The organism is Oceanospirillum multiglobuliferum (genome assembly GCF_900167095.1).
Classification (GTDB): Bacteria; Pseudomonadota; Gammaproteobacteria; order Pseudomonadales; family Halomonadaceae; genus Oceanospirillum; species Oceanospirillum multiglobuliferum.
The window spans coordinates 1-25,440 of sequence record NZ_FUXG01000025.1 but is presented as its reverse complement, the minus strand read 5'-3'; the positions used below and the strand labels follow the sequence as shown (position 1 = coordinate 25,440).

Genomic DNA, 25,440 nt, shown 5'->3' with positions numbered 1-25,440 from the left:
TTTATAGCCTGTACCGAAAAGATGTAGTGATCTTTTCTGGCAAATAAGTTTTTAACAAATAATTGGCCTGATAAACCATGGAATTACAGAAAAAATTTACTTTAAAGTCCCGTTTTGAACCAGCGGGGGATCAACCTGCGGCAATTGATGCACTTTGCAAAGGTTTAGACAGTGGTTTAGTACATCAAACACTGCTGGGCGTTACAGGTTCTGGAAAAACTTTTACGATGGCAAACATCGTAGAAAAAGTGCAGCGCCCAACCATTGTACTGGCACACAATAAAACACTAGCAGCCCAGCTGTATGGTGAGTTCAAAGATTTTTTCCCTAATAATGCTGTAGAGTACTTTGTATCTTATTACGACTATTATCAGCCAGAAGCCTACGTGCCCTCATCGGACACCTTTATTGACAAAGATGCTTCTATTAATGAGCACATTGAGCAGATGCGTTTATCTGCTACCAAGGCGTTACTGGAGCGACCTGATTGTTTGATAGTGGCAACCGTTTCAGCTATCTATGGCTTGGGCGATCCGAAGTCTTATCTGAAAATGGTGCTACATATTGACCGTGGTGAGCGCATTGATCAGCGCAAAATATTACGCCGTTTAGCAGAGCTTCAATATACCCGTAACGATATTGATTTTCGTCGTGCTACTTATCGTGTGCGTGGCGATGTGATTGATGTATTTCCTGCCGAATCAGAAAACGAAGCAGTGCGGATTGAGTTATTTGATGATGAGGTAGAGTCTATTTCGATCTTTGATCCATTAACAGGGCAGCAGCTGCGTAAGATGCCTCGGATCACTATTTATCCGAAATCACACTACGTTACACCTAGAGAAAAAGTACTGGAAGCCGCTGAGAATATTAAGGTTGAGTTGCAAGAGCGTATCGAATGGTTTCGTCAGCATGACAAACTCGTAGAGGCTCAGCGTGTAGAACAGCGCACATTGTACGACATTGAAATGATGATGGAGCTAGGCTACTGCAACGGTATCGAAAACTATTCCCGCTATTTATCTGGCCGCAATGATGGTCAGCCACCACCGACATTTTTTGATTACCTACCCGATAATGCACTACTCTTTATTGACGAATCCCATGTGACGGTGCCCCAGCTGGGCGCAATGTATCGTGGAGACCGCTCTCGTAAAGAGACATTAGTGCAGTATGGTTTCCGCTTGCCATCTGCCTTAGACAACCGCCCGATGAAGTTTGAAGAGTGGGAACAGATCTCACCGCAAATGATCTTTGTTTCAGCAACGCCCGGCAACTATGAAGCAGAGCACCAAGGCCAAGTTGTAGAGCAAGTGGTACGCCCTACGGGCTTGCTTGATCCAGAAATAGAAGTGCGTCCAGCAGGTCAACAAGTTGATGATTTGCTATCGGAGATCCATCTGAGAGTAGCCGTTAATGAGCGGGTATTAGTGACAACCCTTACAAAGCGGATGTCTGAAGACCTAACCCATTATCTTTCAGATTTAGGTGTAAAGGTACGCTACCTACACTCTGATATTGATACGGTTGAGCGGGTTGAGATTATCCGTGATCTACGTCTAGGTGTATTTGATGTATTAGTAGGCATTAACTTGCTACGTGAAGGCTTGGATATGCCTGAAGTGTCTTTAGTGGCTATATTAGATGCCGACAAAGAGGGCTTCTTACGCTCTGAACGCTCTTTGATACAAACTATCGGTCGAGCTGCACGCCATGTAAATGGTAAAGCTATTTTATATGGGGATCGCATCACTGGCTCCATGCAGCGTGCTATTGATGAGACCTTGCGTCGTCGTGCAAAACAGATCGAACACAATCAGCTACAGGGAATTACCCCAACAACGGTGCAGAAAAATGTTGCTGACATTTTAGAGGGCGCACGTATTCCCGGTAAAAAAGTCAGCAATAAAACACGCAAAGTGGCAGAAGATTCCGCAATTTATCAAACAGATGTAGACACTATGTCTCCAACTCAGTTATTAAAAGCCATCAGCCAGTTAGAAGATAAAATGTATGAAGCGTCAAAAGCTTTGGAATTTGAACAAGCTGCTAAAATAAGAGATGAAATTCACCGTTTGAAGGCTCGATTGATACTATGATTGTGTTTGGGTATTTAACAATATGCCTCGTCAGAGCATAGTAAGTTTAAGGATTTTATGATGCCTATGGAAAAGCAAACTCGATGGGGCACTTTAGCTGTTGCGTTATTAGTTTTGCTCGCTTCAACAGTAGGATTTATTCAAATTAATGAAATTGAAACTGAGCAAAAGCGTACGCTAGCACAGCAAGAGCTAACAATGCTGAGCGATCTGACATCGCACTGGGTGAATGAACAAAAGACACAGATCGAGGTTTGGGCACAGTTACTTGAGGCGCTACCCACTCTTGATCAAGAGCATCTAGTCGCATTGTTAGATAAGAATGCGTTATATACCTACTATATACTGGACAGTAATGGTTATGTTCAACATGCACAGGATGAGCAGTGGCTAGGGCAAGTTCATCCTATCGTTTACCAACAGGTTTTATTCCAGAAAGTGTTGCAAGGCGACACTCAGTGGTTATTGCCTTATCGCTATAAGCCGCCAACTCGCGACCTATCTGGTAACGTTAAAAGTGACTTAGAGCAATTGCTAATTGCAGTACCTTTGAAGCATAACGCTAAAATTAAGGGCGTGCTGATCGCTACAATTAGTTTTCAGCCTCAGTTATATCCGATTTATCGAAATCTTTTACCTGCTAATACAGCCTTTTTCTCTGTATCTCATCAGCAGCAAGGCATTATTTCTATAGGGCAAAGAAACCCAGAGAAGCGCAATCAAATACAAGCAGAGATTCAAAACAAATCTTTGGAGCTTGATTTTTACTTAAGCTATCAGCCTTATATTTTTATGGACAGTTTGCAGTTACATCACTGGTTGTTGCTGTTTACAGGAGGCCTATCGCTGACCAGTATTTGTTTTTTATTTCTTTCATTTCAGTCAAAAGGCTCACAAAAGCTACCTGCTCATCAACTTGGAAAGCTCATGTTTGAGCATTCCGGAGAGGGCTTAATTCTTTTGAACCATAATGGAGATGCTGTCAGTTTTAATGCACTCGCTCAGCAACTTTTAGCAGGAGAAAATGAGATAGGACTCGCTGAGTTAACAACGTTATTGTTAGAACTAAGCTTGCGACTTAAAACAGATTCTGGCGATGACGCACCAAATTTCACTTCTCTAATCCAGCAGGCAGACTCTGACACTTATTTTGGTTTATGGAGCCAAGGAGAGTCACAAAAACTACTCTCCTGCCATTTCAATAAACTTGAAACCCAACGTCAGGTCACTTTAGTACAAATAAAAGATGTTTCTGTCAGTCGAACCGAGTTGATTCAGCTAAAGCGCCAAAGCGACACCTTAGAGCAAGCAGCAGAGCTAGTATTTTGGGTTAAAGAGGACGGCGGAATTATTTATGCCAACCAAACTAGCCTGCAAATATTAGGTTACTCAAAAGCAGACATGCTCAACCTGCGCTTAAAAGACATTGATGCAGCCATTAATGAAGATAGCTGGCACTTGCTTTGGTCAAGAGTGCGTCGTGGCGAAACAGTTCAACATGAGGCAAGTTTACTCAAACGTTCTGGCATGAGCTTTCCGGCCGATACTCACATGAGTTTTTATCAGGATAGCTATGACGCATTTATCTGTGTATTTGCCCGTGATATCTCTTTAAGAAAGCGCCTCGAAGTTGATCTCTATAGAAACCGTGCACAACTTGCCGACAAGCTTTCAGTCACTTCACAAGAGTTACAGGTTAGAGAGGCTGAAAACGAAGCTTTACTAGAAGCACTGCCTGATCTGTTATTGGTGTTTAACGCACGTTTTGAACTGCTGCACTATCAACAGCCCAAAGGAGACCCCCTTAAGATCTCTCTACGTAATGGTATTAATCTGTTTGATCTCTTCTCAGTGCTATCTGAGGAAGAGTTAAGAAGAACACTACTAGAGCCAAAACAGAGCGCTCAAGCCCGTTATTTTGCTGAAGTAACTCGTGCAAGTGCTAATAATTTGCAAATTTTAGAGTTGAGATTTGCTAGAGCCTCAGACAATAGAATCATTGTGATGGTGCGCGATATTAGCACACGTAAAAAAGAGGAGTTTATACGCCAGTTTAACAATAGCTTGTTGACCCATATTTCTACTTTGCAAACACGCTTTATCTGCGCCAAAGAGAAAAAGCCAGATTTGACCTCACAACTCAATAACCTAATGCACTTGGCACAAGCAAACTTTGGCTTTTACGCACTAACAGAGCCACTGCAACAGAAAATTGGTGAAGGCGCAATTTGTGAGCAAATTAACGCAAATGAAACCGCACTTACTACAGAGTGCCGATTAAAATTGCGCGAATGGGGGCAACAATGCGTGACCAAGTGGTTACACCATGAGCGCCCACTTAACCCAGAGCTGGTTCTAGTTGATGATATTCTACCGGGTTATTGCAGCTCATCCTCTGATCCATTACAAAAGTCAGGCCTTCTTATCTTGCCCGTTCTTTCAGGTGTTGACCTGCAAATGGGTTTTTTCATATTAGTCAACGATACAAGAAGCTGGTCGGCGGAGGTCAGCTTGTTTGAACCTTGGATTGCCACTTGCGCAGCAATTCTAGCGGGTTATGAAAATGACCAAGAACGCCTTTGGGCAGAGTTTGGCTTAAAGCAAGAGAAAGAGAGAGCCGAGCAAGCAAACCAAGCCAAAACCCAATTTTTGTCTCGAATGAGCCATGAGTTCAGAACACCATTAAATGCGATCCTTGGTTTTGGACAGCTCATTATGTTGGAGTCAGAGGATCTCAGTGAGGATCACTACGAACAAGTGGAGCAAATTGTAACCTCAGGGCAAGAGATGTTGGCACTGGTCGATGAAATACTGGATCTGGCAAAGCTAGAGCGTAACGAGTTCAAGCTGATGCTAGAACCTATTGATATTAGCCAAGTATTAAAACAAGTCGTAACAGAGCATACGCCCCAGCTTACCCGTGACCAGTTGCAGCTTAATCTTGAGATACCTGATCAAGTCATCATAGTGCAAGCCGATCAAGCGCGATTAAAACAGATGATTAACTGCTTGTTGCATAACGCGATAAAATTTAATCAGCCTAATGGTAGCGTATCGGTCAGCCTACTCAGTACAGCTGAACACTGCATATTCAAAGTACAAGATACAGGGCTAGGTATTGAAGAAAGTTTCTTGTCACAACTGTTTTCGCCTTTTGAGTCTGCCGAGGGTAGCATTCATGCTCAAGGCATTGGAATCGGTTTGGCACTAAGCAAGCACATTGTAGAGGCGATGGGCGGCTCAATTGAGGCTGAGTCTAAACTGGGCGTTGGTAGTTGCTTCACCGTTCGATTACCTTTGTATTCGCAAGTTAAAAATACTCAACCCTCCAATATAATGCAGCCGAATCATTCATCTAATAGCGTCGACTCCCAACGTTTTGAGCTGTTATACATTGAAGATGAAGTCAGTAATCAGCAGCTACTAGAACGCTTCTTCGCGCGGGAAGAGCACCAAAAAGCAGGCTTTGTCCTAACCATAGCCTCAACGGTGGAAGATGGCCTTGAGGCTTTTCTAAACCGTTGCCCTGATTTAATTATTATGGACATGAACCTGTCAGGTATCTCAGGCGCGGAACTTTTAGCCGTCATTCGAACTCAACCCATGGGGGATGAACTGCCGATAATTGCACTAAGCGGGCAAGTAGAGCCTGAGTATATTGATGAAGCACTAGAGCAAGGCTTTGATGACTATCTTTGCAAACCTCTAGATTTTCAGCTGTTAATGTCAGTGATACAACGTTATCGCAGCTAAAATAACTGTTATGTAGAAATATGTGATTATTTAACTTAGATTTTGTGATTTAAAACATTAAAAACAGAAGGGAAAACGGATGTTTAAAAAGCTACTTGCAACTGTGGGTATTGGCGGTGCTAAAGTTGATACCATTTTAACCTCTGAATTACTAAGCCCTGGTGACAACTTTAGTGCCAATATCGTAATTACAGGTGGTGATACTGAGCAAACAATTTCAGGCTTAGACTTGGCCTTAATGACAAGAGTCAAAGTGAAACGTGATGAAACGGACATGATTGCCAATCAACGTATTGCGCAATGGCGTATTGCTGACAGCTTTGTGATTAATGCGGGTGAAACCAAAACAATACCCTTCAGCGCTCAACTACCATATGAAACCCCTATCAGCGCTAATGGCGCACGAAATAACCAAACTAAAGTTTGGATCTCAACAGGTCTAAACATTGATATGGCAATAGATGCAAGCGATAAAGACCCGCTTAACATCATCGCAACGTCTATACAAAATAAAGTGCTGCAAGCTATGGATCTTTGTGGTTATAGTCTGGTGAAGGCAGATGTCGAGGAAGGACAGCTACGAGGCAACGGCTTTGTATCCAGTATCGGATGCTATCAAGAGCTAGAGTTTAAGCCTAATAAATTCGCATTATTTGGTTTAAATGAAGTTGAAGTGTCATTTGTGGCAACGCCGCAAGTAACACATGTATTACTAGAACTGGATCGCAATTTTGGTGGCGATAGCTATCGTAGTATGAGCTTGGATAATGGGTTGTCTCAAGACCAAGTGACCGCTCAGATCAAGAACTTCTTGGGCTAAGTGTCCAATATTAACTTTAATATCGCAGGAACAGACTTATGATGACTTCTTTGGTGCTCACCCTTATTGGCCCAGATAAACCAGGATTAGTAGGATTACTATCACAAACCATTGCTAGCCATCAAGGTAATTGGCTTGAGTCTGGTATGTCTCGGCTTGCGGGTAAGTTTGCTGGCATATTAATCACAGAAGTGCCAGAAGACCAAGCAGATGCATTAATTGCAGCACTGCTTGACTTAGAAAGCCGTGGCTTAAAAGTAACGGTGGAGCGTACAGTAGAACCTGAGCCAATTGAAAGCCAAGTCAAGTTTACGCTAGAACTTGTTGGGCATGACAAGCCCGGGATTGTGCGTGAAATCTCTCAAGCACTGGCTAAACGTCACATCAACGTAGAGCGCCTGAACACCGAGTTAGTCTCTGGTTCAATGTCTGCCGAACTGTTGTTTAAAGCAGATGCAGATCTATCAGCAGGCGAAAACGTTAGCTTAGATGAATTACAAGATGCGTTGGAAGCAATTGCCAGCGACCTGATGGTTGATATCACTCTCAACAGCTAACAAGCCTGTCTGAATAGCTGAACCAAAGTAATACAACAAGCCACCCTGCCCACTACTCAAATAAGCGGGGAGGCTTGCGCATAGAACACCGGCTAATTAAAACCCAGTCCCATAAGTACAGGTAAAATTACAACACTTAGAATAGATCCCACCCTTAACATCTCTCTTTGCGGTACAAAGCCACTGCCAAACACAATAGCATTAGGTGGCGTGGCCACTGGCAGTGTGAAAGCACAAGAGGCACCAACCGCAATTAGCAGCGCCAAGCCTATTTGAGATACACCTAGCCCTTCAGCCAATGGTAAAAATATCGGCAACAGCAGCGCAGCACTGGCGGTATTACTGGCAACGGCAGTTAGCACCATAATAAAAACAACCATACCCAGCACAAACAATATTAATGGCATTTCCGTGATCAGTTGAATAATCTGCTCCGCCATAAATGCACTGGCACCAGAGCTAGACAGTAATGCGCTTAGCGTTAACCCACCGCCAAACAGTAGCAAAATCCCCCAATCTGTTTGCTGATCAAAGGTTTGCCACGTCAGTAGCTTCATACTGCCCAGCAATACAATTGCTGACACTGCAACCAATGCATCAACACTACCCTTTATACCTAACCATAAGCCAATTTGTTGACTAAAAACCCAGCCTAACACCGTAAGAGCAAAGACAAGCAGAGTCAGCTTTTGAGCACTATTAAGAGGGGAGGGAGCAGACTGTTCAAACTCAACTTGCGCTCGCAAGTCTGGTTTAAAGCAAAAACGAAGGGTGTATACCATAATCGGCATCAACACCAAGACAACAGGAATCGCATACATCATCCACTGAGTAAAGTTTAAACCCACTGCTGCGGCTGCAATTGCATTTGGAGGGCTGCCAACTAAAGTGCCTATGCCGCCAATATTGGCAGAGAATGCAACACCCAGTAAAAAATAAAGATAGGTTTGACGATGTTCTGAATAGTCAAGAGATGACAACACACCCAATGTTAATGGCAGCATCATAGCCGCTGTAGCAGTATTAGACACCCACATCGACAACATAGCAGTGGTCATAAAAATCAACGTAGCCGCTCGGGACAGCTGGCCTCTTGCCAGCCTAATAATAGTCTGTGCAATACGCCGATCTAATTGCTGCCTATGCAATGCCGCTGAAAGGGCAAAACCCCCTAGAAAAATGAAAATAATCGGATTAGCAAAAGACTTAAAAGCCTCATTAACGTCGAATATACCACTAAGAATGGCTAAAACAGGTATTAGCAGAGCGGTTAAACTGACATGAATCCACTCAGTAACCCACAACGTGGCTACAACAAATAGAATCAAACAGCCAAGACTCACAGAGTCTAACATTTTGGTGTCCTTTTTATGAGAATCGGTCAAGTACGGGGAGTTTGTACAGCGGTAAGCTTAAAGCAAAATAATTACGCAGTGATGATAGTGGCTTTATCGGGGGGATTACCATCGGATAGATATTTTTTAAAGAGTCTGCTTTTAATAGGTTTTATTCTAAAAGAGCCTAATCAATCATCAACAAAAGTGCTCGATGATATGGCAAAATCAGGCTCCTATCATTCCCTTATCATTCCCCTCTGTTGTGTTAACAGACCGAGCGCTGATACTAAGATAAGCACGCGATGCGTGCTTATCTTGAGATACTAGAGCAAAGTTAAGTGATACAAAGTACATCAAATCAGCGTATCAAAACTAGCCTTGATAAACTTTTGCAGCGGCATCTGCTGCACCAGCGTTTACCTGTACACCTTGGGCGCGCATTGTGTTCTCTAAAGCATCTAAGCACAGCATCACGTTACGACGAGTACAGCCTGCCCCCATTAAACCAATGCGCCAAACTTTACCCGCTAATGCACCAAGACCTGCACCAATTTCTAGGCTGTAATTGTCTAATAAGGCGCTACGCAATGCAGCATCATCAACCCCTTCAGGGATTTTCACTGAGTTAAGCTGAGGCAAACGATCAGCCTCATCCACAAGAAGCTCTAAGCCCATCGCTTCTAAGCCTGCTTTCAGCGCTTGATGATGCAGGTTATGACGCGCCCATGCATTCTCCAACCCTTCTTCTAGCAACATCACTAGCGATTCATGTAAAGCATATAGTGCATTAACAGGTGCAGTATGGTGATAAGCGCGCTTACCACTGCCGCCCCAATAACCCATCACCAGATTGGTGTCTAAGAACCAGCTTGGCACTTTTGATTTGCGCGCTTTAACCACTTCAACTGCTTTCGCGCTGAAAGTAACTGGCGAAATACCCGGTGGGCATGACAGACACTTCTGAGTACCACTATACAGCGCATCAATACCCCAGCCATCAACATCTAGCTCAATGCCACCCATAGAGGTAACTGCATCAACAATAGAAAGCGCATTGTTGGCCTGAGCAATTTTACACAACGCTTGAGCATCAGAGCGCACACCAGTAGAAGTTTCAGCGTGTACAAAAGCTAGAATTTTAGCATCAGGATTAGCTGCAAAAGCCGCTTCTACTTTTGCAAGATCAATAGCAGTGCCCCATTCATCTTCAACCATGATTGCAATGCCGCCAAAACGCTCGACATTCTCACGCATACGGCCACCAAAAACGCCATTTTGGCAGACAATAACCTTATCACCCGGCTCTACTAAATTAACAAAACATGCCTCCATGCCCGCAGAACCTGGAGCTGAAACAGGCATTGTTAACTCATTGTTTGTCTTTAGCACAGCTTTCAGCATCGCCTTAACTTCGTCCATCATAGTGATGAACTCAGGGTCTAAGTGACCAATAGTAGGTCGCGCCATTGCCGCTAAAACACGAGGATTAACATCAGAAGGGCCTGGTCCCATTAGTGTGCGAACAGGGGGATGAAAAGAGCTGTAAGTGGTCATTTTTGTAAGTCCTTAAGATAAAACCTGCATCAATGCTGCCTACATGGGCGATTATGATAGCAATTGATTAAAGGGTCATATAATGGCGTCCATACAGTTGTATGAATGCTGAAAAATGAGACAGTATGCTGATCTGACAGCTGGTCGGCAATAGTAATATACTGGTGATTAAGGCATTTTTGACCTTAAGTCGTATGTGTAGCCAGTAGTAAAGCCAAAATTATGGCATGTAAATAAAAAGCTACATTTATGCCTCAGGATAAAGTCTATTGGCCCCTGCAGCATTTGGGCTCCTATGTTAAGGAATAGCGTGAAGGTTAAGCTGATTAGGAAAGAAGGGAGGGCAAGAAATTAATTAAGATTCAAACTTGCGCTATCTTTAATTCATTGCAACACTTTGTAACATTAACAGGCAAAGAGGTTGTTTATGACAGAAGAAATTTGCCGCTATCGCAGCCCTGAGGGCGTGGCTTGCGCTCATTCTGCTCTACACCATGGATTCTGTTTTTGGCATGACACTGAACAGATCAAGACAGAACCTGACCTAATTACTAACCTTGAGACACGTGCCAGAACAGACTTACCTATGCAAGGCTTTTCTTTGCGCAATGCCACTCTAACAGATGTGAATTTGGTACATCATGGCAGTAAAAGCGGCTATGACCTGAGTCACTGCGACTTTTACCGAGCCGATATGCAACTGGCCCACTTATTTAATGCCAATCTAAAAGGCGCCTCGTTGATGAAGGCGGATTTACGTAGGGCAAACCTACACTGCGCCAATTTAGAAGGTGCCAACCTGCTTGGTACTAGGTTAGAGGAAGCACGCTTAGACAATGTCCATTGGGGGCATTACGTGATGCAGGAAAATTTAGCACTAAAAGCAACCAATAAAGTGGAACGGCTTGATTACTTTGAACAAGCCGAAGAAGTTTATCGCAATCTGCGACGTGTTTTAGAAGCAGAGGGTTTGTTTGAACAGGCAGGATATTTTTTTCGTAGAGAGATGGTCATGCGTAGAATGCAAATGCCCCTTTTCTCTATCCCTCGTTTGATATCAAAACTTGTTGATCTATTCTGCGGTTATGGTGAGCGCCCTTTACGGGTCATCTCTTTTTCAATCGTACTTATTCTGAGCTTTGCGCTGCTTTTCTTCATTAATGGAGTAGAAGATCGTGATCAGCTTCTGCAACTGAGTCTCTCTGCCAGCTTAGAAAACAATCTCTACGCCTTTACAAACTGCCTTTACTTCAGCGTTGTCACCTTTACCACTTTGGGCTACGGCGATATTACGCCCGTAGGGGTTAATCGTTTGTTTGCTGCAACTGAGGCTTTTCTAGGTAGCTTTACCCTAGCACTATTTGTGGTTGTCTTTGTAAAAAAGATGACTCGGTAGAAGCATCTGGTATCGCAACAGATTGAGTTTATGTCATAAGAGAGTATTCGGTTCGACCGCCCTAAAATAACGTTGTGGATACGACATTTCGCCTCAAGTGTGTCGCCAAAATGACACACTTTTATTTGAATCACTAAAAAACCTTTGTTTTATTAAGTATTTGGGTGACTCATGCAGAATCTAGTCTATAGATTTTGTGGCACCGCCTTTGCAATATAAGGGGTGTTGCTCGATCTTAACGGACGGCCCCCCTGCACAGTTCTGTCTTTGGCGTCCGTTAGCTGCCATGTATCGAGTAACAGTTTGGGGTTGTTCTGCGCCGACTGTTGACCTACATATGCAAAATTTGTCAGCAGGCTGCCTTGTTATTAAAACGCTCTCTCCTGATAAAGAGCATCTTAATGACAATGGCAGCGGCGCGTTTTTTCTCCTGAATTCCTGAAGACCTAAATCGCTTGATCATGTTTCGATCAGTCCAGCTATGGCTCTTATATCTGGCGACCATCCAGAGTGTTTCTGGTGCCCACCGCTCTTTAGTTTGGCGGTGGGCTTTTTTTTTACCTATTTGGGCTTTTTCGCCCGATTTATCCCTTTTTTTCCAAATCGCACTGGCGCACTCCTTGCGGTAGTCAGGGTTATTTCGATCGCTGCTACCAATCCAAGGGATCTGTCTATGTCGATACACACCTCTACCATTCTCACGACGCAGAATTGCAAGCGACTGGGTGTCGCACTTGAACCTATCAAAATCAGCGTGGGGCAATGGCAATGCGATGAATGGCAGGTGTCGACGCTCTGGCCGGAAGCGGCGGTGTGCTCTGATACGCAGCACCCCGTTACGGTTTTGGAGTTGATTCTGTACCGCGATGAACGTATGGCCTACCGCTTTAACTTAGATTCAGTCTGTCCGCACCTGTTTGTACTTTGCGATGAGGGGGTGGAGCCTTGGTTGCCTGTTCAGATCACCGCTTGCCAAGACCTTGCGGCTTCTTGGTTGGATGGTGAGCAGAAAGTGTTGGAGTACCCGATGCCGGAGGCGATTCAGTGCTGGATTGAGGCTTTTTTGTCGCTGCATGGTGAGCTGTTAGAGGTGAAGCGCAAAAAGCAGTATGCCGGATGTGACGAGCTGAGTGTACAGGACGAAACCACCGGTCAAGGAGATCAGTAATGGGGCCGTCTTTCTTCTCACGCTGGTCGCAGCGCAAGCAGGCGGTTGCAGATGCGCAAAGCACTGAGGTCACTGATCAAGTCTGTGAGTCAGAGGCACTATTCCCAACCCCTTTATCTGAAAATATGGCGTCGCCTCAGCTTGTCACGCCCCCTGAAGCGGCTGAGTCGACCGCGCAAGCGCCCATTGCCCAAGAGGTTGAGCCGCTGACTGATGCGGATATGCCTGAGATTGCCAGCTTGGACGGTAATAGCAATGTCAGTGCGTTCTTTTCTGAGGGGGTGAGTGAAAAGCTGCGTCAAAAAGCCCTGACCGCACTGTTTCTGAAGCCTGAGTTCAACTTAAGAGATGGCTTGGAAGACTACGACGATGATTACAGTCAGTTGACCGAAATGGGGCAGGCGTTGGCGGCCGAGGTGCGTCAGTGGGTGCGGGACAAGCCATCAGAGGTGGTGGAGCAGTGGGAGTCCGATCTGTCAAAACCGCCGTCAACAACAGGTGATGCGCCTGCTGCGCGGGTGGAGCCTGATCCATCTGCGGGTGCACCTGAATCATTAATGCCTGTCGCAGAGTCTGTCCAACCTGAGTCAGAGGTCGTGGAGGTTGAGACGGCTTTGTCTCAGTCCGATTTGCCCCAAGGCTCAGAATCAGCATCGGACAAAATGCCACACATTTCATAACCCGATAAAAGATCGGGACAAAATGTCCCGAACCGTTAAGCCAATAAAAGAAGCATCAGAATAGGGTGGAATGCCAGTCGCTTTGTTTTCGTAAAGTGCGGCCTCGGGTTTGCATTTTTTAGCCTGTGTTGCGCTTTCTCAGACAACAAGACAACGCTAACAACAATAAAAGACGGCCTTGCCACCGATTTTGAGCCATTCAAAACCGGATGAGGAAAAAACATGACAGTTCAGAGCACTGAACAGCAACCACTGAATCAGTATGCACGTCATCATGTGCTGACGGCGTTGTCACGCCCTCAGAATTTGGCCGCACCCAGCATCAGTTATCAGTCTAAAGGTCATCTACTGATGATTGGTGCTGACGATCTCGCCCGACTGGCGGCAGTTCAACTTTATGCACTGCATGGACCACAAGCTGTCGCCAGTCTTTCTCTTTTGATCACCGACCCCGTGCAGGATCTGAATAACCCTGCACTGGAAGAGGCGCTCAAGCAAACCGAAAAGCTGCCTATTGCCTACGGCAAGCCAACCCAGATCAAAGGTTATATGGGGCAGTTCGAGGTTTGGGTTAAAGCAGAAGGTGCAGAGACAGAGGAGGCGATCCATTTAGCCCCTGCACTGATTGCCAAAAAACAGTTTGATCTGATCATCGACTTAGGCCAAACGCCCTCGCTGTCTCAGGAGTTGTCGCCACCGGGTTATTTTTACATTCAGGGGGAGCGCTATACTCAAGAGAACAGCACGACACACAAGCTGCATGAGTTGTTAGAACAACTGCCAGATTATATTGGTGAGTTTGAAAAACCGATGTTTTTGCGTGTCAATCATGATCTGTGCGCGCACAGCAGTCGAGGTTTAACGGGTTGTACACGTTGCTTGGATGTTTGCCCAGCCGATGCGATTCAAAGCCTCAATCGTCAGATCGAGGTTGATCACTACCTTTGCCACGGTGCAGGCGGTTGCTCAACGGCCTGTCCCACTGGGGCGCTCAGCTTTGCAATCCCCAAAAGCAGCATGATGCTGGAGTATCTACAGCGCCTACTAAAACAATATCGAGAGCAGGGCGGCGAGCAGCCTGTGTTGGTTTTTCATGGTGCGGATACTGAGGTCAACTTAGAACACTGGCCTGCTCATCTGATTCCTGTCGAGCTAGAAGAGATCACCAGCGTAGGGCCGGAGCTTTGGCTACAGGCATTTTGCGCGGGCAGCGAACAAGTTGTGCTGTTAACCGACGCGCAAACCCCTGACAGTTTGTTAACACTGTTGAGAAAAGAGTTGAAACTGGCTCAAAGCTTACTTCGTGCAATGGGGTATGCCGAAAGCGCCCTGCGCCTAGTCGAAGATCAAAATGCGCTTAGCGCGAATCCCTATGCCCACGACGCAACGAACAGCATCAAAGTACCCAGCCTACAAAACAAAGTTCAATTAGACCCCTTGGCAAAACGTGACCTGTTACTGGCGGCCATTGATCATCTTTATCAATATGCGCCGGAGACTATCGAACAGCTCCCGTTACCAGCCTTTGCCCCTTTTGGGCAAATCAGCGTTGAGGCCGACGCTTGTACTTTATGTTTTTCCTGTGTGGCGGTCTGTCCTACGGCCAGTTTGAGCACCACTCAAACCCATCCGGCTTTAAATTTTACCGAAGCCAACTGTGTGCAGTGCGGTTTATGCCAAGCGGCCTGCCCTGAAAAAGCGATCAGTTTAGACACACGCTTTTTGTTTAATGCCGACCTACGCCACGCCCCCCGAGTGGTCTGTCAAGATGAGCCGTTCTGCTGTCGTGATTGCGGCACCGCGTTTGCCCCTGCCCGTACCGTGCAGCGTATCAAAGAGAAGCTACAACACCACAGTATGTTTGCAGGTGATGCGATTCGCCGCCTAGAGCTGTGCGAAGACTGCCGTGTTAAAGATATTTACCGTGACTTGGTGGCCGACCCTACCAAGCAACTTTCAATTTAGGACGAGACTTAGAATATGAACGCCAATTTATATGCTCCCGCCCTAACCGAACAAGATCAGTTACGCGCAGATATTTACAGCTTATTGGCAGCGTTGTTACGCGCAGTGCCAAGCCCTGAGCTGATGAGCTGGTTGCAAACGTTAGACACAGACAACCAAGACGGCTCTGAAATGGGCACCGCTTGGTTAACGCTGCAACTGGCGGCGCAACGCTGCAATCCTGCGTTATTAGAGGAAGAGTACCAAGACCTGTTTATCGGTTTAGGCCGAGGTGAGCTGGTGCCCTTTGGCTCTTGGTATCTCACAGGATCTTTGATGGAAACCCCGTTGGCGATTTTGCGCCAAGATTTGAAACTGTTGGGTTATGCCCGTGCAGAATCGGTGTGTGAACCTGAAGACCATGCTGCTGCACTTTTTGAAGTGATGGCCAGCCTGATTGAAAACGGTCATCCCTTGACCACCCAAAAGAGCTTTTACCAACGCCACCTGAGCGATTGGATAGGCCGTTTTTTCCGTGATCTACAACGTGCAAATGCCGCAGTGTTTTACAGCAGTGTTGGCAGTTTAGGCCGTGCTTTTACCGACTTTGAAACCGATGCGCTTGCGGCTGTTGAAGCACAGTGTTTAACGGTTTCAGCAGACGAAGAATGAGGACTGTACCGATGAACCCAAAAAATAAGAATAACTTGAAACCTGATGAGTCTTTACTGACCAGTCGTCGAGGCTTTTTAAAAGTCTTAACCGCAGGTGGTGCGGCGGCAGGCTTGCTGACAATGGCCAGCACAGAGGTGTTGGCTGATGCGCCTAAGCTGAACCAGCCCCAGTCAAAGCCAAAGGCGGGTTATCACGAAACTGACCATATTCGCAGCTACTACGATAGCCTGCGCTAAGCCACCGGAGAATTTTTATGAAACTGACAAAAAAATCAAATACCAGCTCCGGTCAGCAGCAAGGTTTAGGTTTAAGCCGTCGTGCATTTTTGAAAAACACAGGGGTGACAACCGGTGGTTTGGCGGCAGCTGGGTTTATGGGACAAACCATGATCCGCAAAGCCGAGGCACAAACTGCGGTTTCTCCTAACGCCCCTAAAGAGGTGAAGCGTACCATCTGCTCACACTGCTCTGTGGGTTGCGGTGTGTATGCGGAAGTACAAAATGGCGTTTGGACGCATCAGGAACCCGCCTTTGATCACCCGTTTAACCGCGGTGCGCACTGTGCCAAAGGTGCAGCGCTGCGTGAGCATGGTCATGGTGAGCGTCGTCTGAAATATCCGATGAAGCTAGTGAACGGCAAATGGCAAAAAGTCAGCTGGGATCAGGCCATCAATGAAGTGGGCGATAAAATCCAACAGATTCGCAGTGAGTCAGGCCCTGATTCAGTGTACTGGTTGGGTTCAGCCAAACATAACAATGAACAAGCCTATCTGTTCCGTAAGTTTGCGGCGCTTTGGGGCACCAACAACGTCGACCACCAAGCCCGTATCTGTCACTCCACTACGGTGGCGGGTGTTGCTAACACTTGGGGTTATGGGGCGATGACCAACTCGTTTAACGACATGCAAAACTGCAAGTCGATTATTCTGATCGGTTCAAACCCTGCCGAAGCGCACCCCGTGTCGATGCAGCACATTTTGCTAGCGAAAGAGCGCAACAAAGCCAAAATCATTGTGGTAGACCCACGTTTTACCCGTACTGCGGCCAAAGCCAATGAGTATGTGCGTATTCGTCCGGGCACCGATGTGGCTTATGTTTGGGGCTTGCTGTGGCATATCTTCCAGAACGGTTGGGAAGATCAAGAGTTTATCCGTCAGCGTGTTTACGGTATGGAAGAAGTGCGCGAAGAAGTGGCGCGCTGGACGCCTGCCGAGGTTGAAAATGTCACAGGTGTGGGCGAAGCCCAGATGTACAAAGTGGCAAAAATGTTGGCAGAGAGCCGTCCCGGTTCAATCGTTTGGTGTATGGGTGGCACGCAGCACACCACGGGTAACAATAACACCCGCGCTTACTGCATTTTGATGTTGGCGCTGGGCAATATGGGCAAAAGCGGCGGCGGGACTAACATCTTCCGTGGTCACGACAACGTACAGGGCGCAACAGACCTTGGCGTTCTGTCTCACACCCTACCGGGCTATTACGGTTTGGCCGATGGGTCATGGAAGCACTGGTGCCGTGTTTGGGGATTAGATTTTGAGTGGGTGCAAAACCGCTTTGATCAAAACCAATACAACGGTAAAAAGCCGATCAACAACAACGGTATTCCGGTGTCCCGTTGGGTCGACGGTGTGCTGGAAAACAAAGCCAATATCGAACAGAAAGACAACATCCGCGCGATGGTGTACTGGGGACACGCCGTGAACTCTCAGACCCGTGGTGTTGAGATGAAAAAGGCGATGGAAAAGTTGGATTTGATGGTGATTGTTGATCCATACCCAACCCATGCCGCAGTTATGCATGACCGTAAAGACGGTGTTTACCTGCTGCCAGCGTGCACCCAGTTTGAGACCTATGGTTCGGTTACGGCCTCTAACCGTTCGATGCAATGGCGTGATCAGGTGATTGAGCCGCTGTTTGAGTCTAAGACTGACCATGAAATCATGTACTTGATGTCGAAAAAGTTGGGCTTCTCTGAGCAACTGTTCAAAAACATCAAGGTGAACGGCAGCATCCCACTGATTGAAGACATCACCCGTGAATTCAACCGTGGCATGTGGACCATTGGTTATACCGGCCACAGCCCTGAGCGTTTAAAAGAGCACCAGCAAAACTGGCACACCTTCAGCTTCCAAACCTTGCAAGCAGAAGGCGGAAGTGCGCATGGTGAATACTACGGTTTGCCTTGGCCGTGCTGGGGCACGCCTGAGATGAAGCACCCGGGCACACCGATTCTTTATGACACCAGCAAGCCTGTTGCAGAGGGTGGTTTGAACTTCCGTACCCGCTTTGGTGTTGAGCGTAATGGTGTCAGCTTGCTGTCAGAAGACTCCTATCCTGTGAATGCAGAGATCAAAGGGGGTCACCCAGAGTTCACCGACAAACTGATCAAGCAGTTAGGTTGGTGGGGCGATTTAACCCCTGAAGAGCAAGCGGCGGCAGAAGGCAAAAACTGGAAAACTGACCTATCTGGCGGTATTCAGCGTGTGGCGATTAAACATGGTTGCGCACCTTTTGGTAACGCCAAAGCCCGTGCGGTGGTCTGGACCTTCCCTGACCAAGTACCTAAGCACCGTGAGCCGCTCTATACCAATCGCCGTGATCTGTTAAAAGATTATGCGACTTGGAAAGATGCCGCTTCAATTTACCGTTTGCCAACGATGTACGAGTCCATTCAGAAGAACGATGTCTCGCAAGAGTATCCGATTATTCTGACCTCAGGTCGTTTAGTGGAATACGAAGGCGGCGGTGAAGAAACCCGTTCAAATCCTTGGTTAGCGGAGCTGCAACAGGAGATGTTTGCAGAGATCAATCCGTTTGATGCCAACAACTTGAATGTACGCGATGGCGCTGACATTTGGGTAGAAGGTGCCGAGGGTGGGCGTATCAAAGTTAAAGCGATGGTCACGCATCGTGTGGGGCGTGGTGTGGTGTTTATTCCATTCCACTTCGGTGGCAAGTTCCAAGGTAAAGACCTCACCAGCAAATACCCGCAAGGCAGTGCGCCTTACGTGGTGGGTGAAGCCGCCAATACGGCAACCACCTATGGCTACGACCCCGTAACCCTGATGCAAGAGACCAAAGTCACGCTGTGTAAAGTGACTCCAGCTTAAAACTTGATGTTTGCGTGGCAGGGCTAAGGCTCTGCCATGAACCACCTTTGAGGATTGAACAATGGCAAAGATGAAATTCCTGTGTGATTCAGAGCGCTGCATCGAGTGCAATGGCTGCGTCACGGCCTGTAAAAATGCGAACGAAACCGAATGGGGTATACAGCGTCGTCGAGTGGTGACCATTGAAGATGGTAAACCGAATGAAACCTCGATCTCTGTAGCCTGTATGCACTGTACCGATGCGCCTTGTATGGCGGTGTGTCCAACCGACTGTTTCTACCAAACCGAAGACGGCATTGTGCTGCATGACAAAGACCTTTGTATCGGTTGTGGTTATTGCTTGTTTGCTTGCCCATTTGGTGCGCCTCAGTTTCCAAAACAGGGCGCGTTTGGTGAGCGTGGCAAGATGGACAAGTGTACCTTCTGTGCGGGTGGCCCAGAGCCTGACCCGATCAAACAGAAAGAGAAATACGGTGCGAACCGTATCGCCGAAGGTAAGTTGCCGCTCTGTGCAGAGATGTGTTCTACCAAAGCGCTATTGGCGGGTGATGCTCAGAAGGTGTCAGACATTTTCCGTGAGCGTGTAGTATACCGTGGCCATAAAAATGGCGCATGGGCTGCAACCACGCCATTGCAAATGTCACCTGAAGAGATGGCTTTGAAAGCACAGGCTTTGGCTTCAGACGCCAGCAACATTATCGCTAAAGCTTAATCTCAACCGACTCTCCCTATCAGACAGCCGTAGTGGAGAGTCGGTTTTTTTTAGGCTTTAACAGGTCGTTTACAGGTTCAACAATTATGATGAAGTTAATGCAGCGCTCTGGATTAAGATCTGCTTGGACACTTTTGACATTGTTGTCATTATGCGTCATCTGGGCATGGCTAACGCCAGCCTATGCCAACGATAGTGCCAACCAAAAAGTGCAAGGCAACTTTGCCGGAGCCGATTACTGGCGTGAGGTGTCAGACGGCACTGAAGGCTATACCACCTCCAAAAGTGCAGAACATGGTCAGCTGATCAACATTGATGGTGAGCGCTGGCGGCAGTGGCGTAATGAGTGGATCAGTCCCGCAGGTTTGATCGCCATTGGTGGCAGTCTCGGTCTGTTGACGTTGGTTTATCTCTTACTGGGCAAAATGAAGTTAGACAAACCACGGACGGGGCGGGTGATCGAACGCTGGAAGCGTTTTGACCGTGCCATGCACTGGTACGTGGCCATCAGCTTTTTGATTCTGGCCTTCAGTGGCTTGCTGATTTTGTACGGTAAACACTTTGTACCTGATCTTTTAGGCTATACGGTTTGGAAAAACCTGATCGCACTGTCAAAGCTGCTGCACAACTACATTGGCCCGTTGTTCGCCATCGGTTTGCTGGTGATGATTGTGCGCTGGATTGGCAACAACTTTTTCAACCTGACCGATTTAAAATGGTTTTTGCAGGGGGGCGGCCTTATTGGTGGCAAACACCCAAGCGCAGGCTTTTTAAATGGCGGTGAAAAAGGCTGGTTCTGGGCGCTAACGCTATTAGGCTTAGTGGTTGTGGGGTCTGGCTTAGTGCTAGATTTCCCGATTTTCGGTCAAACCCGTGACGATATGCAGTGGGCCAACTTGATCCATGCGGGTACTTCGCTGCTGCTGTTCGCGATCTCTTTAGGGCACATCTACATCGGTACGATTGGCTCTGAAGGCGCTTTAGAGGGGATGAAAACCGGTTACGTGGATGAAACTTGGGCCAAGCAACACCACGACCTTTGGTATAACGAAGTGAAAGACCAAGCGATTGATGCGAAAGAGCTGAAGTAGAAGCTTACATCGTTGTCGCAACACCGCAGAAAGAGAGGCACAAGGCCTCTCTTTCGTTTTTAGATCTGAACTTTCAATAGACTTTGATCAGCGTTTACACCGAAAGATCTCAAACTCCATTTTGCCCTCTTTGAGTTCAGAGGTTTGTACAATCGAATCACCACCCATTTCCACGGCTTGGTTTTTGCCCAGTGTCACCAGCTCTTCTGTTACCGTTTTTTGGTTGCGGGCTAGCCCTGCCACCTGATCTTTTACGAAAGAGGTGGTGTGTCCCAGCTTTTGGCAACCCGTTAAGTTGCTGGCTTGCACAAGATTAACCTGATCGCTGCCTTCTACGGGTTTAACCCAGTTGCAAGCAGAAATAAGTACCAAGCTTAAACTAATAACGGCGGTTTTCAGCACGCGGTAGCACTTCATTTGTGTTGTCCTTAATGCATGTGTTGTAAGTTGCTGAGAGTGTTATGCATAGCAATACCCATTTTTACCTGATCTTTTGACTCGATACATGGCGTGATCCGCTTTTTTAATCATTTCATCAGAGTCACAGCGAATTTCTGGGTAAAGTGCAATGCCAATGCTGGCGCCTATGTGTACATCAGTTGTGCCAGTGGAGGCTAGCTTTACAATGTCGGTTTGTATCGGAAAGGGTGCCGCGAGCACTTCTAATATTTGAGTCGCTAACGCTTCAGCCTCTCTTTTTGAATGAATAGGCGTTTGTAGCACGAGAAACTCATCACCCCCAATTCGAGCCAGAGTATCAGTGTCTCGTGTAATGCTTTGCAAACGTTGAGCAACCTCGACCAGAACTTGATCGCCACAAGAATGCCCATACTGATCATTTACAGCTTTAAATCCATCAAGATCAATAAATAGCAGCGCTACCTGATGCTGATCTCTTTGGGCAGAGAGTGTGGCTTGCGACAATCGTGCTTTGCACAGATGAGTGACGGCTAAGCCTGTCAAGGTATCGTAGTGAGCCAGCCTCTCCAACGCCTTTTGGGCATCTTCTGCTGCGGTTAATGCTTCCCTCAGCGCTGTGACATCATACTCGCTCACCAACAGCACATAGTCCCCTGTAATGGGGTGTCGGCTGGTTCTAATATCAACGGTATGGCGGCGGGGGCCTTTGCGAGTCATCATCAGATGTTCCTCACTGCCATCTTGATGCGCTTGCCCTTGGGCTAGCCGCTTAAGCCCCTCATCAGGATTTAAAAATCGACTAACAAAGGTGCTACCGTGCTCAGGTTTTTCTTTAAAGCCATATAGTTTAGCGGAGGAGGGGTTTTCAAATAATGGCTCGCCCGCCATTGAAAAGTTGGTTACGGCAACGGGCGTGTAACGCACGGCTTCGGCAAACAGCAGTTGTTCAGGTTGTTCTGACAGAGAAACATTCTCGCTGATATAGGCCACTATGCCCCGATGTTGCTCTGGGCCAAGTAATACCGCTTTATGGCGCATCAGCAGCATTTTGGGTTTGCCGTTGGGATAGGTCGTCCAAGGGTCTTCTGTCATGCCCTCTGCAACTGCTTTATAAAACGTCTGCTCGGTGCGTTTACGGGCGCTTTCCGTGTCTGCCGACAAATCTTTAGCGATCAGTTGTTCAACATCTGTTAAGCCCCAAAATGCAAGGGCTTTGCTGTTACCCCACCAAAAGCCATGCCGATCAAGATCAAATATCCAAATAATATCGGGCACATGCTCTAAGATGGCGATCTCTTGATGGTTCAGGAAAACGGGGAGCTGGCTAAAGTCCTCAGACATAGGCAATGCGGCTCTCTTTAGGTCAGTTTATGGCGGTCATATTGGCTCTAAAATATAGCGCTATCGCCTTGAAATAGCGAGAAGCCTACAAAGCTTGTGGTCCTTTTACTTCTATAGACTTTTTCCTTTTCTTCTGACCTCCTAACTTGTGGTGTGCTTTATGCCCACAAGTTAGGAGTTATACGCAGGTAAGAGTGTTTGTTACTTAGCTTGGTCTGAAAACTCTTTCTCATGCAACCACGCGGCGTGCTTAGGCGCTTTTTTCGTTACTGACCACTCTTCTAGCATAAGAGGTGCAACCTCTTTCAGCTTCTGCATCTGTTCTTCAGTACCATCACGATAGGTCAGCTCTAATCGGTGGCCATTTGGATCAAAGAAGTAGATCGAATGGATAATCTCATGATTGGTAATACCTAATACCTCAACACCTTTGGCCTCTAGCTCTTCTTTTGCAGCAATTAAAGCGGCACGGTCTTCCACCTCAAATGCGATATGTTGGCACCAAGCAGGTGTATTCGGGTCGCGTCCCATTTCAGGCTTAGTAGGCAGCTCAAAGAACGCCAGAATATTGCCATTGCCTGCATCTAAAAACAGGTGCATATAAGGATCTGGCTCTTTGGTAGAAGGCACTTGATCTTCAGCAATCGCAACCAGAAACTCCATGTTGAGCTTGTCACGATAAAACTCAACGGTTTCTTTTGCATCTTTGCAGCGGTAGGCTACGTGGTGTATCTGCTTGATATTGATCATATTTCTACCTTTTTTATTGTGCAGGCGATTCGTCAACGCCGTTTTATTATAGTTTTACCGCTTGGGAGTTTTTATTTAGTAACAGATGTTACCAATTCAGATTAGTATCATTTGTTACTATTGTCAATTCGCCTTATCATCTTGCAGATGAAAACAATAAGCTAAACCACAGGATGCCACGATGACCGAAACCAATGCAGAAACCTTGCTTAATTTAAGCTCGTTTTTTCCTTTTCAATTGTCTGTTCTGGAAAAACAGGTGAGTGAATCTATTGCTCAATATTATGCGGTACGGTTTCAGTTGACGCGCTATGAATGGCGAGTGATGGCAGCATTGGCAATGCATCAAAGTATGTCGGCAAAGGATGTTGCCAATTTTACTCGACTTGACAAAATGCAGGTCAGCCGCGCTATCAGCGTGTTGAAAGAGTCAGAACTTATCAACCAACAAAAAAGTGCTACCGACCGTCGAATCTCAGAGTTGACTTTGACAGCAAAAGGCCAAGCCCTTTACAGCCAAATTGTGCCCCTAGTGATTGAACAGGAGCAGAAGATTTTGGCTATTCTCAGCGAGCAAGAGCAGCAACAATTACAACAGCTGATGGAAAAGCTGAGCTTACACGCTGAGAGCCTAATTCACAGTTAGGTTTTCTAGCGTGTAAACCATGCGAGATTTCAGATAATAAGCGCGATTTATTTACCCTTTTGCTGCAAACAGAGCTGGAGACACTTCAGGTAAAAGCTTTTATATTGGTGCTATGATCAAAAGCATCAAGAGCAAATATTGGGTGAGTCATCATGTTGAATATAACTGAGGGCATGATTGATCGTACACTTTACCCAGAATTAGATCATATCCTTTGGGACTTTCATGCACGATTGATTGCCCTGATATTAAACGATTTAGCACCAAAACCTTGATCAATAGCAAGGTGTTAAGCGCTTCGGGTATAGCCCGAGGGGGGTGATTGTTGCCAGCGGCCGTTTAACAAACGGTTATAGCCATGGCTTCGCCATCTGTATAACCGCTTAATAGTTATGCATAATAGCCTCTCCCTTGAGGCTATTTTCACGCTATAGAGCTCGAATCTTAGTGATTTCGTCACCAGAAATACCGAGAGATTCAAGGAATTTCTGGTGTTCATTGGGCTCTAGTTCTTCAAACTTCTGATGCCACTTGACCATATCGGTTTCAGTGAATCCAGCGGCAACCATGATTTCGACCCAGCGTTCTTTATTCACAATATTTTCCTCTAATAGACTTGGTTCTTGAAGCAACACGACCACAGCCTTTTGCTGTGCTCGTAGGTTTTGGATTTCTCTTTCGAGTTCATTGAAGTGCTCTTTCAATATTTCGGCTTGAGACTCTCCATTACGGTCTAATAACGTGCGAATACTGGAAACTGACAGCCCGTACGAACGATAGGAGGTAATCGCTTCTAATCTTGCAACCTCTTTCTCACCATACCAGCGGTATCCATTCTCAGAACGATAAGCAGGTATCAGTAGTTCTTCTTTTTCGTAGTACAAAATAGTTGTACGAGAAACTCTGAACTGTTTTGCGATTTGAGTGACAGTTAGCATCTTTGCTCCATTGCTTGACCGAATGTGCATCTTGAACCCTAGCCTTATAGACGGGTCAACAGTTTAATTATACATTCCTCTGGTGTGGCAAGACTTCGAAGTGGATGCTCAACTGAGACAATGTCACGTTCCAGTTTTGCACCGAATGCGTCCACTTCTCTGATGCCTTCAACATACCCGCGTATAGCAGCTTGAGTAATGCATTTTCATTAGCAAAGCCTCCTTTCGTCTTGGTCAGTTTACGGAAATGACGGTGCACCGAAACCTTGATCAATAGCAAGGTGTTAAGCGCTTTGGGTATAGCCCGAGGGGTGATTGTTGCCAGCGCATCAAAAAGCAGGTAAAAGAGTGCTTTATTAGAAAAAAATAGTGAACCAAGCGAGCGACTTAGGCGTGGAACAGGCCAGAAAGTAGCGCGTAGATAAGCCACAGGTTGACAGGGAAAACATC

Annotated in this window: 22 protein-coding genes and 1 pseudogene; 15 read left to right on the top strand and 8 right to left on the bottom strand. The window is 46.4% G+C overall.

What is annotated here, in order from left to right; translation table 11 throughout:
* Nucleotides 1-77: 77 nt before the first annotated feature.
* The 4 genes from uvrB (at nucleotide 78) to B5D26_RS13920 (ending at nucleotide 7,229) form a co-directional block, all read left to right on the top strand.
* Complete coding sequence (gene uvrB / locus B5D26_RS13935; RefSeq protein WP_078746336.1) at nucleotides 78-2,099, top strand: excinuclease ABC subunit UvrB; 2,022 nt, start codon at nucleotides 78-80, stop codon at nucleotides 2,097-2,099.
* Nucleotides 2,100-2,165: 66 nt separating this feature from the next.
* Nucleotides 2,166-5,852, top strand: coding sequence for a PAS domain-containing hybrid sensor histidine kinase/response regulator (locus B5D26_RS13930; protein ID WP_159445673.1), 3,687 nt, complete (start codon nucleotides 2,166-2,168; stop codon nucleotides 5,850-5,852).
* Nucleotides 5,853-5,931: 79 nt separating this feature from the next.
* Entirely contained in the window at nucleotides 5,932-6,672 is a 741-nt protein-coding gene (locus B5D26_RS13925; protein WP_078746334.1) for a sporulation protein, read from the top strand.
* Between the two features lie 38 nt (nucleotides 6,673-6,710).
* On the top strand, nucleotides 6,711-7,229 hold the full coding sequence (locus tag B5D26_RS13920; RefSeq protein ID WP_078746333.1) for a glycine cleavage system transcriptional repressor: 519 nt from the start codon (nucleotides 6,711-6,713) through the stop codon (nucleotides 7,227-7,229).
* Nucleotides 7,230-7,321: 92 nt separating this feature from the next.
* Here the strand turns inward: B5D26_RS13920 and B5D26_RS13915 are convergent, their stop codons facing one another.
* On the bottom strand, nucleotides 7,322-8,584 hold the full coding sequence (locus B5D26_RS13915) for an SLC13 family permease (protein ID WP_078746332.1): 1,263 nt from the start codon (nucleotides 8,582-8,584) through the stop codon (nucleotides 7,322-7,324).
* Between the two features lie 354 nt (nucleotides 8,585-8,938).
* The gene (locus B5D26_RS13910; RefSeq protein ID WP_234985308.1) at nucleotides 8,939-10,120 is read right to left on the bottom strand and encodes a pyridoxal-phosphate-dependent aminotransferase family protein; all 1,182 of its coding nucleotides are present in this window, start codon (nucleotides 10,118-10,120) and stop codon (nucleotides 8,939-8,941) included.
* Between the two features lie 427 nt (nucleotides 10,121-10,547).
* Here B5D26_RS13910 and B5D26_RS13905 point away from each other — a divergent pair, with 427 nt between their 5' ends.
* Nucleotides 10,548-11,516, top strand: a complete 969-nt coding sequence (locus tag B5D26_RS13905) for a pentapeptide repeat-containing protein (RefSeq protein ID WP_078746331.1) — start codon at nucleotides 10,548-10,550, stop codon at nucleotides 11,514-11,516.
* A 349-nt stretch (nucleotides 11,517-11,865) separates the two neighbouring features.
* On the opposite strand, the gene B5D26_RS16210 is transcribed toward B5D26_RS13905, so the two are convergent.
* Nucleotides 11,866-12,201: a hypothetical protein gene (locus tag B5D26_RS16210; RefSeq protein ID WP_159445672.1), complete on the bottom strand. Its 336-nt coding sequence runs from the start codon at nucleotides 12,199-12,201 to the stop codon at nucleotides 11,866-11,868.
* Here B5D26_RS16210 and B5D26_RS13900 point away from each other — a divergent pair.
* The 8 genes from B5D26_RS13900 to B5D26_RS13865 all read left to right on the top strand — a co-directional run bounded on the left by B5D26_RS13900 (nucleotide 12,190) and on the right by B5D26_RS13865 (nucleotide 20,895).
* Nucleotides 12,190-12,684, top strand: coding sequence for a DUF3305 domain-containing protein (locus B5D26_RS13900; RefSeq protein WP_159445671.1), 495 nt, complete (start codon nucleotides 12,190-12,192; stop codon nucleotides 12,682-12,684). The genes B5D26_RS16210 and B5D26_RS13900 overlap by 12 nt on opposite strands.
* Nucleotides 12,684-13,364: a DUF3306 domain-containing protein gene (locus B5D26_RS13895; RefSeq protein ID WP_078746329.1), complete on the top strand. Its 681-nt coding sequence runs from the start codon at nucleotides 12,684-12,686 to the stop codon at nucleotides 13,362-13,364. The genes B5D26_RS13900 and B5D26_RS13895 overlap by 1 nt, the downstream gene beginning before the upstream one ends.
* Before the next feature lie 222 nt (nucleotides 13,365-13,586).
* On the top strand, nucleotides 13,587-15,329 hold the full coding sequence (locus B5D26_RS13890; protein WP_078746328.1) for a 4Fe-4S binding protein: 1,743 nt from the start codon (nucleotides 13,587-13,589) through the stop codon (nucleotides 15,327-15,329).
* Nucleotides 15,330-15,344: 15 nt separating this feature from the next.
* Nucleotides 15,345-15,980: a TorD/DmsD family molecular chaperone gene (locus B5D26_RS13885; protein ID WP_078746327.1), complete on the top strand. Its 636-nt coding sequence runs from the start codon at nucleotides 15,345-15,347 to the stop codon at nucleotides 15,978-15,980.
* Nucleotides 15,981-15,991: 11 nt separating this feature from the next.
* The gene (locus tag B5D26_RS13880; RefSeq protein WP_078746326.1) at nucleotides 15,992-16,219 is read left to right on the top strand and encodes a twin-arginine translocation signal domain-containing protein; all 228 of its coding nucleotides are present in this window, start codon (nucleotides 15,992-15,994) and stop codon (nucleotides 16,217-16,219) included.
* Between the two features lie 17 nt (nucleotides 16,220-16,236).
* Nucleotides 16,237-19,092 (top strand): formate dehydrogenase subunit alpha, encoded by a 2,856-nt coding sequence (locus B5D26_RS13875; RefSeq protein WP_078746325.1) that lies wholly within the window; start codon nucleotides 16,237-16,239, stop codon nucleotides 19,090-19,092.
* A 61-nt stretch (nucleotides 19,093-19,153) separates the two neighbouring features.
* Nucleotides 19,154-19,804: a formate dehydrogenase FDH3 subunit beta gene (fdh3B, locus tag B5D26_RS13870; protein ID WP_078746324.1), complete on the top strand. Its 651-nt coding sequence runs from the start codon at nucleotides 19,154-19,156 to the stop codon at nucleotides 19,802-19,804.
* Nucleotides 19,805-19,890: 86 nt separating this feature from the next.
* Nucleotides 19,891-20,895 (top strand): formate dehydrogenase subunit gamma, encoded by a 1,005-nt coding sequence (locus B5D26_RS13865; protein WP_078746323.1) that lies wholly within the window; start codon nucleotides 19,891-19,893, stop codon nucleotides 20,893-20,895.
* Between the two features lie 87 nt (nucleotides 20,896-20,982).
* Here B5D26_RS13865 and B5D26_RS13860 read toward each other — a convergent pair whose 3' ends face one another.
* The 3 genes from B5D26_RS13860 to B5D26_RS13850 all read right to left on the bottom strand — a co-directional run bounded on the left by B5D26_RS13860 (nucleotide 20,983) and on the right by B5D26_RS13850 (nucleotide 23,406).
* Nucleotides 20,983-21,312 (bottom strand): DUF4156 domain-containing protein, encoded by a 330-nt coding sequence (locus tag B5D26_RS13860; RefSeq protein ID WP_078746322.1) that lies wholly within the window; start codon nucleotides 21,310-21,312, stop codon nucleotides 20,983-20,985.
* Nucleotides 21,313-21,354: 42 nt separating this feature from the next.
* On the bottom strand, nucleotides 21,355-22,656 hold the full coding sequence (locus B5D26_RS13855) for a sensor domain-containing diguanylate cyclase (RefSeq protein WP_078746321.1): 1,302 nt from the start codon (nucleotides 22,654-22,656) through the stop codon (nucleotides 21,355-21,357).
* Between the two features lie 201 nt (nucleotides 22,657-22,857).
* On the bottom strand, nucleotides 22,858-23,406 hold the full coding sequence (locus B5D26_RS13850; RefSeq protein ID WP_078746320.1) for a VOC family protein: 549 nt from the start codon (nucleotides 23,404-23,406) through the stop codon (nucleotides 22,858-22,860).
* Nucleotides 23,407-23,587: 181 nt separating this feature from the next.
* Between B5D26_RS13850 and B5D26_RS13845 the strand changes: the two genes are divergently transcribed.
* Both B5D26_RS13845 and B5D26_RS16560 read left to right on the top strand, forming a co-directional pair.
* Nucleotides 23,588-24,052, top strand: a complete 465-nt coding sequence (locus B5D26_RS13845; protein WP_078746319.1) for a MarR family winged helix-turn-helix transcriptional regulator — start codon at nucleotides 23,588-23,590, stop codon at nucleotides 24,050-24,052.
* 152 nt (nucleotides 24,053-24,204) lie between these two features.
* Nucleotides 24,205-24,327 (top strand): hypothetical protein, encoded by a 123-nt coding sequence (locus B5D26_RS16560; protein ID WP_268808417.1) that lies wholly within the window; start codon nucleotides 24,205-24,207, stop codon nucleotides 24,325-24,327.
* 153 nt (nucleotides 24,328-24,480) lie between these two features.
* On the opposite strand, the gene B5D26_RS13840 is transcribed toward B5D26_RS16560, so the two are convergent.
* Both B5D26_RS13840 and B5D26_RS16475 read right to left on the bottom strand, forming a co-directional pair.
* Nucleotides 24,481-24,990 carry a MerR family transcriptional regulator gene (locus tag B5D26_RS13840; RefSeq protein WP_078746318.1) on the bottom strand — a complete coding sequence of 170 codons (510 nt, stop codon included), beginning with the start codon at nucleotides 24,988-24,990 and terminating at the stop codon, nucleotides 24,481-24,483.
* A gap of 67 nt (nucleotides 24,991-25,057) precedes the next feature.
* Nucleotides 25,058-25,440: pseudogene (locus tag B5D26_RS16475) on the bottom strand (hypothetical protein); the annotation flags it as partial.